The sequence below is a fragment of the Micromonospora sp. NPDC049359 genome (genome assembly GCF_044466585.1).
Classification (GTDB): domain Bacteria; phylum Actinomycetota; class Actinomycetes; order Mycobacteriales; family Micromonosporaceae; genus Micromonospora.
Window position 1 is genome coordinate 198,718 of sequence record NZ_JBITMW010000011.1, and the last position, 17,132, is coordinate 215,849.

At 74.2% G+C, this 17,132-nt stretch carries 13 protein-coding genes and 2 pseudogenes; 11 read left to right on the plus strand and 4 right to left on the minus strand.

What is annotated here, in order from left to right; genetic code table 11:
- Nucleotides 1-223: 223 nt before the first annotated feature.
- Nucleotides 224-643 carry an HPF/RaiA family ribosome-associated protein gene (locus tag ACIBTX_RS24615; RefSeq protein WP_357174729.1) on the minus strand — a complete coding sequence of 140 codons (420 nt, stop codon included), beginning with the start codon at nt 641-643 and terminating at the stop codon, nt 224-226.
- Between the two features lie 305 nt (nt 644-948).
- On the opposite strand from ACIBTX_RS24615, the gene ACIBTX_RS24620 reads away from it, so the two are divergent.
- The 3 genes and pseudogenes from ACIBTX_RS24620 to ACIBTX_RS24630 all read left to right on the plus strand — a co-directional run bounded on the left by ACIBTX_RS24620 (nt 949) and on the right by ACIBTX_RS24630 (nt 4,539).
- Nucleotides 949-1,665: a single-stranded DNA-binding protein gene (locus tag ACIBTX_RS24620; protein WP_357174731.1), complete on the plus strand. Its 717-nt coding sequence runs from the start codon at nt 949-951 to the stop codon at nt 1,663-1,665.
- 202 nt (nt 1,666-1,867) lie between these two features.
- Nucleotides 1,868-2,860: pseudogene (locus tag ACIBTX_RS24625) on the plus strand (cobalamin biosynthesis protein); the annotation flags it as partial.
- Nucleotides 2,861-2,997: 137 nt separating this feature from the next.
- A complete protein-coding gene (locus ACIBTX_RS24630; RefSeq protein ID WP_357133628.1) occupies nt 2,998-4,539 on the plus strand; it encodes a cobyric acid synthase in 1,542 nt (513 codons plus the stop codon).
- Between the two features lie 167 nt (nt 4,540-4,706).
- On the opposite strand, the gene ACIBTX_RS24635 is transcribed toward ACIBTX_RS24630, so the two are convergent.
- Complete coding sequence (locus ACIBTX_RS24635; protein ID WP_355052319.1) at nt 4,707-5,108, minus strand: rhodanese-like domain-containing protein; 402 nt, start codon at nt 5,106-5,108, stop codon at nt 4,707-4,709.
- Between the two features lie 409 nt (nt 5,109-5,517).
- On the opposite strand from ACIBTX_RS24635, the pseudogene ACIBTX_RS24640 reads away from it, so the two are divergent.
- From ACIBTX_RS24640 to ACIBTX_RS24655, 4 genes and pseudogenes are all read left to right on the plus strand, one after another.
- Nucleotides 5,518-6,212: pseudogene (locus ACIBTX_RS24640) on the plus strand (uridine kinase); the annotation flags it as partial.
- Nucleotides 6,205-7,548: a dipeptidase gene (locus tag ACIBTX_RS24645; RefSeq protein WP_357174811.1), complete on the plus strand. Its 1,344-nt coding sequence runs from the start codon at nt 6,205-6,207 to the stop codon at nt 7,546-7,548. The pseudogene ACIBTX_RS24640 and the gene ACIBTX_RS24645, both read left to right, overlap by 8 nt.
- A 71-nt stretch (nt 7,549-7,619) precedes the next feature.
- The gene (locus ACIBTX_RS24650) at nt 7,620-7,826 is read left to right on the plus strand and encodes a hypothetical protein (protein ID WP_030333429.1); all 207 of its coding nucleotides are present in this window, start codon (nt 7,620-7,622) and stop codon (nt 7,824-7,826) included.
- Nucleotides 7,827-7,936: 110 nt separating this feature from the next.
- Nucleotides 7,937-9,529 (plus strand): ATP-dependent DNA ligase, encoded by a 1,593-nt coding sequence (locus ACIBTX_RS24655; protein WP_357133625.1) that lies wholly within the window; start codon nt 7,937-7,939, stop codon nt 9,527-9,529.
- 54 nt (nt 9,530-9,583) lie between these two features.
- Here ACIBTX_RS24655 and ACIBTX_RS24660 read toward each other — a convergent pair whose 3' ends face one another.
- The gene (locus ACIBTX_RS24660; RefSeq protein ID WP_357133623.1) at nt 9,584-10,405 is read right to left on the minus strand and encodes an SURF1 family protein; all 822 of its coding nucleotides are present in this window, start codon (nt 10,403-10,405) and stop codon (nt 9,584-9,586) included.
- Between the two features lie 173 nt (nt 10,406-10,578).
- Here ACIBTX_RS24660 and ACIBTX_RS24665 point away from each other — a divergent pair, with 173 nt between their 5' ends.
- Together ACIBTX_RS24665 and ACIBTX_RS24670 are read left to right on the plus strand one after the other, a co-directional pair.
- Complete coding sequence (locus ACIBTX_RS24665) at nt 10,579-11,976, plus strand: cobyrinate a,c-diamide synthase (RefSeq protein WP_357174740.1); 1,398 nt, start codon at nt 10,579-10,581, stop codon at nt 11,974-11,976.
- The gene (locus tag ACIBTX_RS24670; RefSeq protein ID WP_357133619.1) at nt 11,973-12,542 is read left to right on the plus strand and encodes a GNAT family protein; all 570 of its coding nucleotides are present in this window, start codon (nt 11,973-11,975) and stop codon (nt 12,540-12,542) included. The genes ACIBTX_RS24665 and ACIBTX_RS24670 overlap by 4 nt, the downstream gene beginning before the upstream one ends.
- Before the next feature lie 38 nt (nt 12,543-12,580).
- Here the strand turns inward: ACIBTX_RS24670 and ACIBTX_RS24675 are convergent, their stop codons facing one another.
- A complete protein-coding gene (locus ACIBTX_RS24675; RefSeq protein ID WP_357133617.1) occupies nt 12,581-14,713 on the minus strand; it encodes a transglycosylase domain-containing protein in 2,133 nt (710 codons plus the stop codon).
- Nucleotides 14,714-14,835: 122 nt separating this feature from the next.
- On the opposite strand from ACIBTX_RS24675, the gene cobC reads away from it, so the two are divergent.
- Nucleotides 14,836-15,918, plus strand: coding sequence for an Rv2231c family pyridoxal phosphate-dependent protein CobC (gene cobC, locus ACIBTX_RS24680; RefSeq protein ID WP_357174744.1), 1,083 nt, complete (start codon nt 14,836-14,838; stop codon nt 15,916-15,918).
- The gene (locus ACIBTX_RS24685; RefSeq protein WP_396833076.1) at nt 15,918-17,105 is read left to right on the plus strand and encodes a nicotinate-nucleotide--dimethylbenzimidazole phosphoribosyltransferase; all 1,188 of its coding nucleotides are present in this window, start codon (nt 15,918-15,920) and stop codon (nt 17,103-17,105) included. Before cobC ends, ACIBTX_RS24685 begins: the two co-directional genes overlap by 1 nt.
- Nucleotides 17,106-17,132 lie beyond the last annotated feature (27 nt).

The window sequence follows — 17,132 nt, forward strand, 5'->3', positions numbered from 1 at the left end:
CTCGCCCGCGCCGGCCCTCGCCCGCGCCGGCCCTCGCCCGCGCCGGCCCTCGCCCGCGCCGGCCCTCGCCCGCGCCGGCCCTCGCCCGCGCCGGCCCTCGCCCGCGCCGGCCCGCGATCTTGCACTTTCTGTTGCGGCATAACCACCGGAAAGCCGCATATCGGCGTCCGAAAGTGCAAGATCGCGGGCGGGGCGGGGGCGGGCGCGGCGGGCGGGTCGTGGGTCAGACCGTTTCCGCGTCGGCGCGGGCCGGGTCCTCGTCGATCGGGTCGATCTCGCCCTGGGGCTGCGGGATGTCGCGCAGGTGCTTGTTGTTGCGCGGCTCCTGCTTGGTCTTGGCGTCGTTGAGCTTGCGACGCAGGTCGTCGCGGACGTCGTTGAGGGCGGCGTGCAGGTCCTCCTCGGTGGAGGTGGTGACGATCTTCTGCCGGCCGGCGATCCAGCACTCCAGCGTGACCTTCTGACCCCGCGCCTCCCGGTCCTTCACCGACACCTCCAGCTCGGTGGCGTCGGCGTGGAAACCGGCCAGCCGGGCGTCGAGGGTGGCGAACTGCTCGGCGATCCAGTTGCGGTCGCCCTGCGAGAACCCCGCGCCGACCCGCAGGCACTCGCCCACGGTCGCCGGGTTCGCCACGGCGCTCATCGCTGCACCTCGGAAACGGTCGCGGAGCCGAAGGTAGTGATCGTCATGGTGCTGACCTCTCGTCGACGTGGAGCTTGTCGGTGGTGCGTTGATCAAATCCATACCCAGTTCGGTCGGCTCCGGAACCGCCCTTGGCCGTTCGGGTGGGTCGGCCGTACCACAGCAGGGGCTTGATCAGGGCGTTGTCCACAGGTGGCCCGTTGTCCACAGGTCCGGGTGGCGGCGCTGGCGGTGGCCGTCGACATCGCACAGGCTCGATGCCGAGTCGACTCGCGCTGGCACACCCCCGATCCCCTGGAGGGACGATGTTCGACACGTACGTCACGATTGTCGGCAATATTCTGACGGCGCCCGAGTGGCGCCGGACCAAGGAGAGCAACACGCTGGTGGCCAATTTCAAGGTCGCCTCCACCGCACGCCGCCTCGACCGCGACAGCGGCCGTTGGGTCGACGGGAATTCGCTGCGTGTCCGCGTCAACTGCTGGCGCAAGCTCGCCGAGGGCGTCGCCGCGTCGGTGATGGTCGGCGACCCGGTGGTGGTCTGCGGTCGGCTCTACACCCGCGACTGGATCGACGAGGCCGGCACCCACCGCACCCTCTACGAGCTGGAGGCGGTCGCCGTCGGCCACGACCTCTCCCGGGGACGCGCCCGCTTCCTGCGTAACCGGCCGACCATGACCACCAGCATCGTCGAGGACGCCGCCACCGAGAGCCGCGTGCACGGCGAGCCCACCGAGCCGGTACCCGCCGAGGAGGCCCCGGCGCTGCCCGACGACGGTCCGCTCGACGACGACTTCGAGCTGCCCGAGTACGCCGCACCGCGTACCAGCCCCCTGGGCCACGGCCCGCTCGACGTCGCCCTGGACGACGACGGCCTCACCCTCGCGGCGGCGGCGGACGACGCCGACCCGGAGGACGACCCCGACGACGAGTTGGGGCCGGTACCCGACGAGGGTCAGCCGGATGTCCCGTCGTCCGGTCGGGGCCGGCGGGGCCGAGGCCGGGTGCCGCAGCCGGCATGAGTGTCGGGTCCCGGGGCGGCAGCGCGGCCGTGTGAGGTCCCGACGCCGTACGCGCCGGGGGCACGACGGGGGCGGGGTGGCGGCGCGGCTCGCGTCGTCACCCCGCGTGAGCAGAGCGGGTGGAGGAGACTTCGGTGGAGTACGGCAGGCGCGGCTGGCTGATGCGGTGCTCGTCTAGGCTGGCCGGCCGGGGGTGGTGAGCGTGCGACGGACAGCACCGGTGGCGAACGCGGTGGGCCTGGTGGCCGGTTACGCCCTGGACCGGTTGCTCGGCGACCCCCGCCGGTGGCACCCGGTCGCCGGGTTCGGCCAGGTGGCCGGCGCTCTGGAGCGTCGCCTGCACCGCCCGGACCGGACCGCCGGGGCGGTGTTCACGGCATTGGCGGTCGGCGGGCCCGTGGCGCTCGGGGTGGCCGCCGCGCTGGCCACCCGGCACCGGCCGGTGAGCCGCGCGGTCCTCGTCGCCGCCGGCACCTGGACCGTGCTGGGCGGCCGTACCCTGCGGCGCGAGGCCGCGATCATGGGTCGGACGCTGCGCGACGGCGACCTGCCCGCCGCGCGGGAACGCCTCGGCAACCTCTGCGGGCGGGACCCGTCGACCCTGGACGAGTCGGAGTTGGCCCGCGCCACCGTCGAGTCGGTCGCGGAGAACACCTCCGACGCGGTGGTCGCCCCGCTGCTCTGGGGCGCGGTCGCCGGCCTGCCCGGTTTGCTGGGTTACCGCGCCGCGAACACCCTGGACGCGATGGTCGGGCACCGGTCCGAGCGCTACGCGCGGTTCGGCACCCCCTCCGCCCGGCTGGACGACCTGCTCAACCTCGTGCCGTCCCGGCTGACCGGGCTCCTCACCATCGCCGTCGCTCCGGTGGCGCACGGCGACCGGGAGCGCGCCTGGCGGGTGTGGCGGCGGGACCGCAACGACCACCCGAGCCCCAACGCCGGCCAGTGCGAGGCGGCGATGGCCGGCGCGCTCGGCGTCCGCCTCGGTGGCCGCAACAGGTACTTCGGACGCTCCGAGGTCCGCCCGTTCCTGGGCGACGGCCCCCGTCCCGAGGCGCGGCACCTCAAGCGGGCCGCGCGCATCTCCGGCGCTGTCGGCCTGGCAGCCCTCGGGCTGGCCGCCGCCTACCCGCTGACCGTCGGTCGCCTCGCCGGCGCGGTCGCGCGGCGGGGCCTGCGCGTCGCGACGGGTCGGGGCACCGGCCCGGTGCTGGGCCGGGAGGCGTTTTCGCGGGGCCGCTGGGCAGCGCGGGGCCGCTGGGCAGGCGGCCCGCCGCCCGTCCGGTCGGAGCCGAGTCGGGTCGGCGGCGTCCCGGGGTGGGGGAGCGGGCGATGAGCGGCGGGCTGCTGGTCGCCGGCACCACCTCGGACGCCGGCAAGAGCGTGCTCACCGCCGGCATCTGCCGCTGGCTGCACCGGCGGGGCGTGAAAGTGGCGCCGTTCAAGGCGCAGAACATGTCGAACAACTCGGCCGTCGTGGTCGGGCCGGACGGGCGGGGTGGGGAGATCGGCCGCGCCCAGGCCATGCAGGCCGCGGCGTGCGGGCTTGCACCGGACCTGCGCTTCAACCCGGTGCTGCTCAAGCCGGGCAGTGACCTCGCCAGTCAGGTGGTGCTCCTCGGCGAAGCGGTCGACACGATCACCGCCGGCACCTTCCGGCAGCTGCGACCCCGCCTCGCCGAGACCGCGTACGCGGCGTTGGCCGAGCTGCGCGCCGCGTACGACGTGGTGATCTGCGAGGGCGCGGGCAGTCCGGCGGAGATCAACCTGCGGGCCGGGGACTACGTCAACATGGGGCTCGCCCGGCACGCCAACCTGCCCGCCATCGTGGTCGGCGACATCGACCGGGGCGGCGTCTTCGCGTCGATGTTCGGCACGGTGGCCCTGCTCGACCCGGCCGACCAGGCTCTCGTCGCCGGCTTCGTGATCAACAAGTTCCGGGGGGACCTCGGCCTGCTCCAGCCGGGGCTGGACATGCTGCGTCGCGTGACCGGCCGTCCCACGTACGGGGTGCTGCCGTGGTCGCTCGACCTGTGGCTGGACGCGGAGGACTCCCTCGCCTACGGCCGGATACTCGGCCGTCCCGCCGCCCCACACGGCACCGAATGGCTGGACGTGGCCGTCGTCCGGCTGCCTCGCATCAGCAACGCCACCGACGTGGAGGCGCTCGCCACCGAGCCGGGTGTCCGCGTGCGTCTCACCGTCGAGCCGGCCGAACTGGCCTCCGCCGATGTGATCGTCCTGCCCGGCTCGAAGTCGACCGTCGCGGACCTGGCCTGGCTACGCGAGACCGGCCTCGCCGACGCGGTCGCCGCCCACGCGGCAGCCGGCAAGCCGCTGCTCGGCCTCTGCGGCGGGTTCCAGATGCTCGGTCGAGCCATCCACGACCCGGTCGAGAGTCGGCAGGGCAGCGTAGCCGGGCTCGGTCTGCTGCCCATCGAGATCACCTTCGATCCCCGCAAGACCGTCCGGCAGTCGGTGGGCGCCGGCCCCGGCGACGTGACGGTCCGCGGCTACGAGATCCACCACGGGTACGTCTCGCAGTCCGACCCGGACCTGCCCCCGCTGCTGACCGGGGCCGACGGCGCGGGCGAGGGAGCGGTGCTCGGCGCGGTGCACGGCACGCACTGGCACGGCGCGTTCGAGTCCGACGGGTTCCGCCGCTGGTTCCTCACCGAGGCGGCGCGGCTGGCCGGGCGTACCGGCTTCCGGGTCGCGCCGGCCACCAGCTTCGCCGCCGCCCGGGAACGCTCGCTCGACCTGCTCGGCGACCTCGTCGAGGAGCACCTCGACACCGACGCCCTCTGGCGTCTCATCGAGACCGGCGCACCCGAGGCTCTTCCCTTCATCCCGCCCGGCGCCCCGCCCACCTGAGCACCACCCCCACGACGGACCACCGCCTCCAGCGCCGACAGCGCCACCCCGCGACAGACCACCGCCTCCGGCGTCGATCATGGAGTCGTGGTGCCTGATATGTCGCTGATGGCCCTCTGCGTCCGCCACCACAACGTCATGATCGGCGAGGTGGGATAGCGGGCTGGTCAGAGGCGGATGTCGGCGGGGCGGTCGGTGGTGGGCAGACCGGCGGCCAGCCACGCGTCGACGCCGCCGATCATGTCGGTGGCCCGGCGCAGCCCGAGGGTCTGGAGGCTCGCGGCGGCCAGGCTGGAGCTGTAGCCCTGGCGGCACACCACGATGATCTCCCGGTCGTACGCGGTGGCCTCCGGGATGCGCCAGGCGCTGGCCGGGTCGAGCCGCCACTCCAGCACCGTACGGTCGATGACGACCGCCCCCGGGAGGTCACCCTGTTCGCGGCGCTGCGTGTCGGTACGGGTGTCGACAAGCAGAGCGCCACCGCGGACCGCCTCGACGGTCTGCTGTGGAGTCAGTCGGTGCAGCCCGGCGCGGGCCTGTTCGAGCAGGGCGTCGATGCCGGGGCTCATCACGTCTCGGAGCACCACCGAATCATGCCGACTCGGCTACCGGCCCGCGCGGCGAACCGATCGCCCGTCACCCCTCGCCACCCCAATTCCCCCGGACGTGAGAATGGCCGCCCCAACAGGCTCAGCCAGACGTGTCACCCGGCCGGGATCGGCATGATCGACTCGATTTCCGTGAGGTCGGGGTGTCGTGGCGGGCGGGAGAGAGCGACATCCGTGAAACCGAGTCGATCACGGCCAGACCGCCGAGCCTGGCGAGCGCGGACCAGGGGAGGGGCATACTGCGCTCGTGCACGGACTCTTCGCCAGGGGACCGCTCGGACGCACGGGGCCGCCGCTGCGTGAGCCCGGCACCCTTCGACACCGAAACGACGCCGATGGGCCGACCGAGGGTTCCGCCGCGCAGGTGGCACCGGTGGCAGTCGTCGAGGCGTACGCCGAGGTGGCGCGCCGGGTGCTCGCGGGCCCGGCGCGGTTGGGACGGACCCGGCTGGTCGCCGTCGACGGGCCGAGCGGCGCGGGCAAGAGCCGGTTCGCGGCGCACCTCGCGGACGCCCTGGCGGCGCTGCCCGGCGGGCGGCCGCCCGTGGTGCACACCGACGACCTGCTCGACGGCTGGGGCGACCAGTTGACCTTCTGGCCCCGGCTCGACGGCGAGGTGCTGGCCCGGCTGCGCCAGGGGAAGCCGGGCGCGTACCGGCGGTACAGCTGGGTACGGCGGTCCTTCCTGCCCCGCCCGGTGCCGGTGCCGGTGACGCCGGTGCTGATCGTGGAGGGGGTCAGCGCCGCGCGTGCCGTCGTCCGGCCGGAGCTGACTCTCGCCGTCTTCGTGACCGCGCCCGCGCCGCTGCGGCTGGCCCGCGCGGTCGAACGGGACGGGGCGGAGATCCTGCCGGAGCTGCGCCGCTGGCATGTCGGTGAGCGGGCGCACTTCAGCGCCGACGACACCGCCGCGCACGCCGACCTGGTGGTCGACGGAGCGTCGACGCTGCCGCTCGACGCGTCGCGCTACTTCGTGCGGGTCCCCGCTGCGGGTGCGGGCTCGGCCGGCCGGCCTGGGTAAGGCCGGCATACGATGCCGGTCATGACCTCACCGATCATGTCCGAGTCCGAGGTGCGGGCCGCCGTCGAGCGGGAGATGCCCGGCGTCCGGGCCGACCTCGAACGCCTCGTCCGTATCCCCGGCATCGCCTTCGACGGCTTCGACCACTCGCACGTCGAGCGTTCCGCCGAGGCGGTCGCCGAGTTGCTGCGCGGCTGCGGCCTGGACGTCGACATCGTGCGTTCCGGCGGGCAGCCGGCCGTGATCGGCCGTCGCGCGGCACCGCCCGGCGCGCCCACCGTGCTGCTCTACGCCCACCACGACGTGCAGCCGGTCGGCGACCGGTCGCTGTGGGAGTCCGACCCGTTCGAGCCGGTGGAGCGCGACGGCCGCCTGTACGGCCGGGGCGCGGCCGACGACAAGGCCGGCATCATGGCGCACGTCGCGGCCCTGCGGGCGTACGGGGACGCGCTGCCGGTCGGTGTGGTGCTGTTCATCGAGGGCGAGGAGGAGTTCGGCTCCGACTCGTTGGAGCGGCTGCTCGTCGAGCACCGCGACGAGATCGCCTCGGACGTCATCGTGATCGCTGACTCGGGCAACTGGGACATCGGCGTACCGGCGCTGACCACCTCGCTGCGCGGCATCGTCAACTGCTTCGTCGAGGTGCGCACGCTGGACCACGCCGTGCACAGCGGCATGTTCGGCGGCGCCATCCCGGACGCGTTGACCGCGCTGGTCCGGCTGCTGGCGACCCTGCACGACGACGCCGGTGACGTGGCGGTGGACGGGCTCGTCGGCCGGGTGGGCGCCGCCGTCGACTACCCGGAGGACCGGGTACGCGCCGAGGCCGGGCTGGTCGAGGGTGTGCAGTTCATCGGTACCGGCCGGCTCACCGACCGGCTCTGGACCAAGCCGGCGCTGGCGGTGCTCGGCATCGACGCCCCGGCCACCGGCGAGGCCCCGAACGCCCTGGTGCCGGCCGCGAAGGCGAAGCTCAGCGTCCGTCTCGCCCCAGGCGACGACCCCAAGCGGGCGTACGCGGCGGTGCGCGCCCACCTGGAGAAGCACGCGCCGTGGGGCGCTCAGGTCACGGTCACCTTCGAGCACGACGGCAACCCGTGCGTGATCGACGCGTCCGGGCCGATGTTCGACGCCGCCCGCTCGGCGTTCCAGGCCGCCTGGGACGGCACCGAGCCGGTGGACATCGGCGTCGGCGGCTCGATCCCGTTCATCGCCACCTTCCAGGAGATGTTCCCGCAGGCGGCGATCCTGGTGACCGGCGTGGAGGACCCGCACGCCCGCGCGCACGGTCCGAACGAGAGCCTGCACCTCGGCGAGTTCGCCAAGGTCTGCCTCGCCGAGGCGCTGCTGTTGGGCAAGGTGGCCGCTGCGGCGGAGTGATAACGGCAAGTTTGCGCCTGAACTGCGTGTTTACGGCGTGTCGTCGATGGGGTTGTTATAGGCTTTCGAACATGAGTACGAACGAGGTGATGGCCCGGTTGGGGGCCGCCGTCAGCGCACTGGGGGACGTCGACGTCTCCGCGTGGTCCGAGGACACGCTCAACGAACAGCTCGGTGAGCTCTCCGCCGCCCTGGTCGCCCTCGACTCGGTGCTCTCCCGGGTGGCCGGTGAGGTCCGCGCCCGAGGGTTGCGCATCGAGGAGCCCGTCTCCGCCTGATTCCCGCCGCCCCTTGAGTGCCTTGAGAACCAGGGCCAGCGGGCTGCGGCACCGCGCCGACACCGCCCGGGCACGGCAATGCCCGGGCGGTGTCGGAGGTGACTGGCAGGATGAGCGTCGTGCGGTTCATCGACCTGGCGGCCACCTCCGCCGCCGTGGGCGCCACCAGCGGCCGGCGGGCCAAGGTGGAGCTGCTCGCCGACGCGCTGCGCCGGCTCGACCCGGCCGAGGTGGAGCCCGGCGCCGGCTATCTCGCCGGTGAGTTGCGGCAACGCCAGACCGGCGTGGGCTACGCCAGTCTGCGTGACCTGCCCGCGCCGGCCGTCGAGCCGACGCTGACCGTGGCCGCCGTCGACGCGGCCATCGCCCAGATCGCCGCTGTGCACGGCTCGGGGGCGCAGGCCCGCCGCCGCGCTCTGCTCGGCGCCCTCTACGCGGCGGCCACCGCCGACGAGCAACGGCTGCTGACCGGCCTGTTCGGTGGTGAACTGCGCCAGGGCGCGCAGGCCGGGCTGCTCGCCGATGCCGTGGCCCGGGCCGCCGAGGTGCCGGCCGCCACCGTCCGCCGTGCCCTGCTGCTCGCCGGTGACCTGCGGGCCGTGGCGGTGGCCGCGCTGCGCGGAGGGGCCGCCGAGCTGGCTGGTTTCGGCCTGCGGGTCGGCCGGCCGCTCGCGCCGATGCTCGCCCAGAGCGCCCCCTCGGTCGACGAGGCGCTGGCCGCGACCGGCACGCCGGCCGTGGTCGACGTGAAGCTCGACGGCATCCGCATCCAGGTGCACCGCTCCGGCGCCGACATCGCCGTGTTCACCCGCAGCCTCGACGAGATCACCAGCCGGGTGCCCGAGGTCGTCGCGGCGGTGCGCGCCCTGCCCGGCCGCGAGCTGGTGCTCGACGGCGAGGCGATCGGCCTGGACGAGACGGGCCGCCCGCTGCCGTTCCAGCAGACCTCCAGCCGGGCCGCCCGGCGCACCACCCCGAGCACCACCGGCCGTACGCCGGTCGCCCCGGCGGTGCTCGCGGCCGCCGCCAGCACCGGCACGACGGTGCTCACCCCGTACTTCTTCGACCTGCTGCACCTCGACGGTGAGGATCTGATCGACCTGCCCGGCCACCAGCGGTGGGCCGCGCTCGCCGGCGCGGTGGACGCGTCACTGCTGGTCGGTCGGATGGAGGTCGACGGTCCGGAGCAGGCCGGGGCGGCGTTCGCCGCCGCCCTCGACGCGGGCCAGGAGGGCGTGGTGGTCAAGGCGCCGGACGCCCCCTACGACGCCGGCCGTCGTGGGGCGGCCTGGGTCAAGGTCAAACCCCGACACACCCTCGACCTGGTGGTGCTCGCCGTGGAGTGGGGCAGCGGCCGGCGCAAGGGCTGGCTCTCCAACCTGCACCTCGGCGCCCGTGACCCGCGCACCGGCGACTTCGTGATGCTCGGCAAGACGTTCAAGGGGCTCACCGACGAGCTGCTGCGGTGGCAGACCGAGCGGTTCCTCGGCCTCGCCGTCGAGCGCGGCGACTGGGTGGTCCGGGTGCGTCCCGAGCAGGTCGTGGAGATCGCGTTCGACGGGGTGCAGACGAGCACCCGCTATCCCGGTGGAATGGCGCTGCGGTTCGCCCGCGTGGTGCGCTACCGGGACGACAAGTCCGCCGCCGAGGCCGACACCATCGACGCCGTCCGCGCCATCCACGCGGGCCGGGTCACCGGCTGACGGCGGTCGGGGCCAGCCCACCGGCGGACGCCGGTTCAGGCTGTCAGGGCGGGGTCAGGCGGAGGCGCTGGGCGTCGGCTCGGCCGCCCGGTCCAGCGGTGCCGGCGCGCCACCGAGGCCGGCGGCCCGGCGTGCCTCGCGGCGGGCCACCCAGCCGTAGCCGAAGATCGCCATCGCGGCGAAGAGCCACCACTGCACGACGTAGCCGAAGTTCTGCCAGTTGTTGGTGTGCCCGACCGGGACGGCCTTGAAGAGCGGGTCGGCGGCCGGGGTCTGCTCGTCCAGCAGCAGGTAGCCGCCGTAGACCGGGTAGGGCAGCTCGCGGGCCAGCCGCGGCACGGCGATCCGCCGGGTCTCCAGCCGTCCGTCGCGGCGGTCCACCACGCCGGCGCCGCTCTCGGTCTCGTGCACCCGGCCGCTGACCGTGACGTCGCCGCCCGGCGGGGTGGGCACCGACGGCTGGGCGGTCGCGCCGCCCGGAGCCGGCGGGATCCAGCCCCGGTCCACCAGCAGCGCGGTGCCGTCGGCGAGCACGAGTGGGGTGAGCACCTCGAAGCCGACCCGGCTGTCGACCGTCCGGCCCCGGACCAGGACGGTGTTCGACGTGTCGTACCGGCCGGTGGCGGTGACGCGGGTCCAGACCCGGTCCTTCGCGGGAGCCGGACCGGCGGTGCCGGGCCCGCCGGCCGGCGGGCGGAACGCGTCGGCCAGGGGCGCCGGGGCCATCCGCTCGCCCGCGTCGATCCGCTCGTTGATCTCGGTACGACCCCGGTAGCGGTCCAGCTGCCAGTTGCCGAGCCACACCATGACGGCGGCGGCGACCAGCGTCAGCGCGAGGGCGCCCAACCAGCGTGGGCTCAGCAGGAACCGGTACACGGCACCGAGGCTACCCGTATGACCGGGGCCACTCACCGCGACCGGGCCGGGACGGTCCGCCGACCCCCGGTTGGCGGTGCTCGCCCGTCGGTGCGGGCGAGTATCGTCACGCCGACGGATCGACCCCCTCGGTTGTCCGTCGCGTACCCGCCGCCGCCCGCGAGGAGTCGATGATGACCGTCGTGCCGCGCCTGGTGCTCAGCGCGCCGTCCTCCGGGCACGGAAAGAACGCGTTGGCGATCGGGCTGCTCGCCGCCCTGGCCGAGCGGGGTGTCGACGTCGCCGGGTTCAAGCTCGGCCCGGACCACGTCGACGCCGCGTACCTCGGTCTCGCCGCCGGCCGACCGGGCCGGGTGATCGATCCCCGGCTGGTCGGCGTCGACCGGCTCGCCCCGCTGGTCGCGCACGGCGCCGCCGGTGCCGGTCTCGCGGTCGTGCAGGGCAGCATGGGCCTGTACGACTCGGTGGGCGGCCGGCCCGAGCAGGAGTCCACGGCCGCCGCCGCGGCGGCGCTGCGCAGCCCGGTGGTGCTGGTGGTCGACGTGGCCGCGATGGGTCAGTCGGTGGCCGCGCTGGTGCACGGGTTCCGCTCGTACGACGAGCAGTTGTGGTTGGGCGGGGTGATCCTCAACCGGGTGGCGTCGTCGCGGCACGAGAGCATGCTGCGCGAGGCGTTGGACGACGTGGGTGTGCCCGTCTACGGCGCGCTGCGCCGCCAGGATCTGCCGGCCGTGCTGCCGTCCCGCCGGCACGGGGTCGCGCCGGTCGTCGACTCCTCGGCCGACGCCGTCCGCGCGGTGCGTCGCCTGGGTGAGGCCGTCGCCGCCACTGTCGACCTGGAACGTCTGCTCGGGCTGGCCCGTTCCGCTCCGCCCCTGCCGGCGGTGGCCTGGTCGCCGGGGGACGCGCTCGGTGAGCTGGTCGTGCCCGCGCAGCGTCCGCTGGTCGCGGTGGCCGGTGGTCCGGGTGGCAGCTTCAGCCACCCGGAGGCCGCGGAGCTGCTGACGGCGGCCGGCGCCGAGGTGGTCACGGTCGACCCGCTGCGCGACGAGGCGTTGCCCGTCGGCACGCGGGCGCTGGTCGTCGGGGGAGCGCTGCCCGAGGCGTACGCCGAGCAACTGTCGGCCAACCGTCGGCTCTGCATCGCGGTGGCCGAGTTGGCGCGTACCGGCCGGCCGGTGGTCGCCGAGGGCGCCGGTCTGCTCTGGCTGGCCCGGGAGCTGGACGGGCTGCCGATGTGCGGTGTGCTGGACGCGGTGGGCGCGAGCCGCGACGGCCTGGTGGTGGGCTACCGGGAGGCGACCGCCGAGACCGACAGCGTGGTCGCCGCGAGCGGCACGGTGGTTGTCGGGCACAAGGAGCACCGGGCGGTGCTCACCCCGCGCGCCGGTCAGCGGCCGGCGTGGCGGTGGGAAGGTGGCACGCCGGAGGGGTTCGTCTGGCGCAACGTGCACGCCTCGCAGCTCACCCTGCACTGGGCCGGTCATCCGGCGACCGCCGCCCGGGTGGTGGCCGCGGCGGTGGGCGAGCCAGCAGCCGAGGCGGTGTCACAGCCGGTGGTGCCGGCGTGATCGGTCAGGTGGCGGTCCGCCGGTTTCCGGTGTTGACCGTCTCCACCCCGCGTACGGAGGTGCGCCGGCTCACCGCGGCCGACGCGGCGGCGGCCGGCGAGATCTTCGCCGACAAGCTGACCCGGCGTTGGCTGCCGCTGCCCGGCGACTCCGGTCCGATCGACGGGCACGCCTGGTGCACCGACCTGGCCCGGCAGCGACGCGACAGCGGCGAGGGCGACCACTACGGAGTGATCCGCCGGGAGGACGACCAGGTGGTCGGCTCCCTCTGGACCCGGCGTACCGACTGGGGTGCCCGCCTCACCGAGGTCTCCTACGCGATGGCTCCGCACGCCCGGGGCTTCGGCCTGGCCGCCGAGGCGGTGGACGCGGTGGCCATCGCCTTGATCCTGGAGCACGGTTTCCAGCGGGTCGAGCTGCGGGTCGCGCCCGGCAACCTGGCGTCCCGCCGGGTCGCCGAGAAGGCCGGCTTCAGCTACGAGGGCCTGTTGCGCAACGCCGGCTTCGTCGGCGGTGGCCGGGTCGACCTCGAAGTCTGGTCGTTCGTGGCGGCGGACCTTCGCTGAGCCCCGCCGCCCGGCGGACCTTTCGCCGACCCCCGCCGTCACCCGACGATGGCGTCCGAGGGCGGCGTGAACTGGCGGGTAGGTGTGCCCTTGAGGCCGTCGCGCAGGGTCTGTGCCACCGCCGCGATCGGGATCTGGGACTGCCCGTCACCGACCGCGTTGAACGGATTGTCCGGGTCGGAGATGAAGCTCGCCGCAGCCAGTTCCGGTGTGAACCCGACGAACCAGGCGGACCGGGTGCTGTCGGTGGTACCCGTCTTGCCGGCGACCGGGCGGCCGACCGTACCCCGGACGCTGTCGGCCGTCGACCAGCCGCCGCAGCCCCCGCGTGCCGGGGTGTCCCCGGTCGGGCAGCGGGCGGCGTCGGTGGCCGCGCGGGCGGCGTCGGCGCTGACCACCTGGCGGCAGCGAGGCTTCGCCACCTCGCGCTGGATGCCGCCCGGCGTGGTGTACGTGGCCGGTGTGCCGTCCCGGTTCATGATCGCCTGCACGGGTATCGCCTCGCAGTAGCGGCCGTCGGCCGCGATGGCCGCGTAGGCGTTCGCCATCTCCAGCGGGGTGGCGTCGGAGACGCCGAGGGTGAACGCGCCCCACTTGTTGGCCTTGCCCGGTGACGCCTGCTCCCGGTCGACGTCGGTGCGCCAGCGCAGGCCGAGCTGTTCGGCGAGTCGGACCGCCTTCTCCGCGCCCACCTTCTCCTCCAGCCACACGAAGTACGTGTTGACGGATTTGCCGAAGCCCGACCACATGGTCTGCTGGCCGGTCATCGCGCCGCTGGCGTTCGACGGCGCCCAGCCGTCGTAGACGGACGACTTGTAGCGGTACGGGGCGTTGAACGAGGTGGACAACGTCATCCCGGAGTCCAGCGCGGCCAGCATCGGGAACATCTTGAACGTCGATCCGGCCTGGTAGCCGGGCAGGTCTCCGCCGCCGAGCAGCGGCGCCACCGTGTTGGGGTAGTTGGCCTTCACCTTCGGCCCGGCCTCGGGATTGGAGCTGGGTGGATTGTCGGCCAGATCCAGGGAGTAGTTCCGGTTGACCGCCATCGCCTTGACCCGCCCGGTGCCCGGTTCGGAGACCACGATGCCGTTGGCGAACGGGCTGCCGGTGCCCTCCTTCGCGCCGACGTTCTTCTCGGCCGCCTCCTGGACCTTCTGGTCGAGGCTGAGCACGATCCGGTAGCCGCCCCGGCGCAGCTTGTCCATCCGTTCGAGGCGGTTGCTGCCGAACGCCGGTTGCGCGCTCCACCAGTTCTTCACGTAGTCGCAGGCGAAGCCCCAGCTCTGGTACTTCTCGATGATCGAGGCGCAGTCGCTCGGTGGGGTGGTGAGCTTCAGCCGGATCGGCTCGGACTTCGCGGCGGCGGCCGAGTCGGGGGACAGGTAGCCGAGCTGGCTCATCCGGTCCAGGACGTAGTTGCGCCGCCCGGTGGCCTCCTTCTGGTCGGAGTCGGCCGGGTCGTACTCGGAGGGGGACTTGACGAGCCCGGCGAGGGTGGCCGCCTCGACCGGGGTGAGGTCCTTCGGGGTCTTGGAGAAGAAGATCTCGCTGGCCGCGTAGATGCCGTACGCCCGGTGACCGAAGTACGCCGAGTTCAGGTAGCGCTCCATGATGTCTTCCTTGCTCATCTCCTTCTCCAGGTCCAGCGCCATGCGCATCTCCTTGACCTTGCGCAGGCTGGTCTGCTGGGTGGCCTCCTGGACCTCTTTGGGGGTGGTGGCGCTGTCCCGCAGGGCCATCCGGACGTACTGCATGGTCAGCGTCGACGCGCCCTGGGACACCCCGCTGGAGTGGGCGTTGGCCACGAAGGCGCGGGCCACGCCCTTCGGGTCGACGCCGTGGTGCTGGTAGAAGCGGGAGTCCTCGGCGGCGACGATCGCCTGCTGGATGTTCGGCGACATGTCCGACAGCTTCGTGTACTGCCGGTACTCCTCGTAGAACATGGTCAGCACGGTCTTGCCGTCCGGGGCGTACAGGTAGGAGGTTTCGGCGGGCAGGGCTTTGGTCAGCAGCCGGGTCTTCTGCTCCGTGGCGTGCGCGGTGGCCTTCGCGCCGAGCCCGGTGAGGGCGACCAGCGGGTAGGCGGCGGCGGCGATCACGATGCCGGCGATGAGCCCGGCGCGCAGGAGAGGAACGAGACGACCAGCGGCAGCAAGGGGTCGGTTGCTCACGTCGCAAAGTTATGACATTTCCGATTCGTGCATGAGAAAAACTCATAAACCCGCGAGGTGGTGACATGGCTTACGTCGACATCGACTGTCCCGCCGGCCACCTTCCCGGCAGGATCGCGGACATGCGTGATCAGCCGTGCGGGGTGTCGCCGTTCGTCGACGCCGAGCCCGACCTGGCGCACCACGGCGACGCCGAGGCCAGCGCCGGTCTGGTCGACCTCGCCGTCAACGTCCGCCGGGCGCCGCTACCGGCCTGGCTGGCCGATCCGATCGCCGCCACCCTCACCGACCTGGCCCGCTATCCGGCCCCGGCCCCGGCCCGCGCCGCCGTCGCCGCCCGGCACCGGCGTCACCCGGACGAGGTACTGCTCACCGCCGGGGCCGCCGAGGGCTTCGTGCTCATCGCCCAGGCGCTGCGCGGCGTGCGCCGGCCCGTGGTGGTGCACCCGCAGTTCACCGAGCCGGAGGCGGCGCTGCGGGCCGCCGGGCACACGGTCGAACGGGTCCTGCTGGACCCGGCCGACGGCTTCCGCCTCGACGAATCCCTCGTGCCCGCCGACGCGGACCTGGTCATGATCGGCAACCCGACGAACCCCACCTCGGTGCTGCACCCCGCCCGGACCATCGCCGCGCTCGCCCGTCCCGGCCGGGTGCTGGTCGTCGACGAGGCGTTCGCCGACACCACGGGCGGCGCGGACACCGGTGAACCCGAGTCGCTCGCCGAGCGGCGCGACCTGCCCGGGTTGCTCGTCCTGCGTAGCCTCACCAAGACCTGGGGCCTGGCCGGCCTGCGGATCGGCTACCTGCTCGGCGACGCGGCCCTGCTGTCCCGGCTGGCCGCCGTCCAGCCGCTCTGGGCCGTCTCCACGCCCGCGCTGGCCGCCGCCGAGGCCTGCGCCACGCCCGTCGCGGTCCAGGCCGAACGCGCGATCGCCGCCGAACTCGCCGCCGACCGCGACCACCTGGTCGCCTGCCTGTCCGACCTGCCGGGCGTACGCGTCGCCGGCCGCCCCGCCAGCGCGTTCGTCCTGCTGCGCCTGCCCGACGCGACCCGGGTACGGGCCGCCCTGCGCGACCGGGGCTGGGCGGTCCGCCGGGGCGACACCTTCCCCGGGCTCGGCCCGGACTGGCTGCGCGTGGCGGTACGCGACCGAGACACCACCGACGCGTTCATCGCGGTGCTGCGCGAGATCATGGAGGCATGATGCTGGAGACCACGACGTCGGCGATCCGGCCCCCGGACGAGGCGGCGATGGCCGCCGCCCGCGAGCTGCACGGCCGGCTGACCAAGCCGGCGGGCTCGCTGGGCCTGCTGGAGAACCTGTCGGTACGCCTCGCCGGACTGGCCGGGATCTGCCCGCCGCCGGTGCCCGAGCCCGCCGCCGTGGCGATCTTCGCGGGCGACCACGGGGTGCACGCCCAGGGAGTCACCCCGTGGCCGCAGGAGGTCACCGCGCAGATGATCGGCAACTTCCTGGCCGGTGGCGCGGTCGTCAACGCGTTCGCCCGGCAGGCCGGCGCGTCGGTCACCGTGATCGACGTCGGGGTGGCCCACCCGCTGCCCGCGCCCACCGGGTCGGCCGCGCCCGCGTCCACCGGGTCGGCCGCGCCCGCGTCGGACCTGGCCGCGCCCACGGGCTCGGCCGCGCCCGCGTCGGACCTGGCCGCGCCCACGGGCTCGGCCGCGCCCGTGTCGGACCTGGCCGCGCCGCGGCTGATCGACGCGTCCGTACGCCGCGGTACCCGCGACCTGTCGGTGACCGCAGCGCTCACCCGGGACGAGGCGCTGGCGGCGGTCCTGACCGGCGTCCGGGTCGCCGACGAGCTGATCGACGCCGGCGCCGGCATCCTGCTCACCGGGGACATGGGCATCGGCAACACCACCCCGGCCGCCGCGCTGATCGCCGCGTTCACCGGCGTCGACCCGCTCGACTCCACGGGTCGGGGCACCGGAGTGGACGATGCGACGTACGCCCACAAGGTGGCCGTGGTGCGGGCCGCGCTGGCCCGGCACACCCCCGACCCGGCCGACCCGCTGGGTGTCCTCGCCGCCGTCGGCGGTTTGGAGCACGCCGCCCTGGCCGGGCTGATCCTCGGTGCCGCCGCCCGTCGTACGCCGGTCCTGCTGGACGGGGTGATCGCGGTGTCCGCCGCGCTCGCCGCCGCCGCGTTCGCTCCGGACGCGGTCGCCGCCATGGTCGCCGGACACCGCTCGGCGGAGCCCGGCGCGACGGTGGCGTTGCGACACCTCGGCCTCGACCCGCTCATCGATCTGGGGCTGCGCCTCGGCGAGGGCACCGGCGCGCTGCTGGCGCTGCCGGTGGTCACCGGCGCGGTCCGGGTGCTGCACGAGGTCGCCACGTTCGACTCGGCCGGCGTGGCCGAGAAGTGACCACGTCCAGCGAGCGGTCCGGTGGTG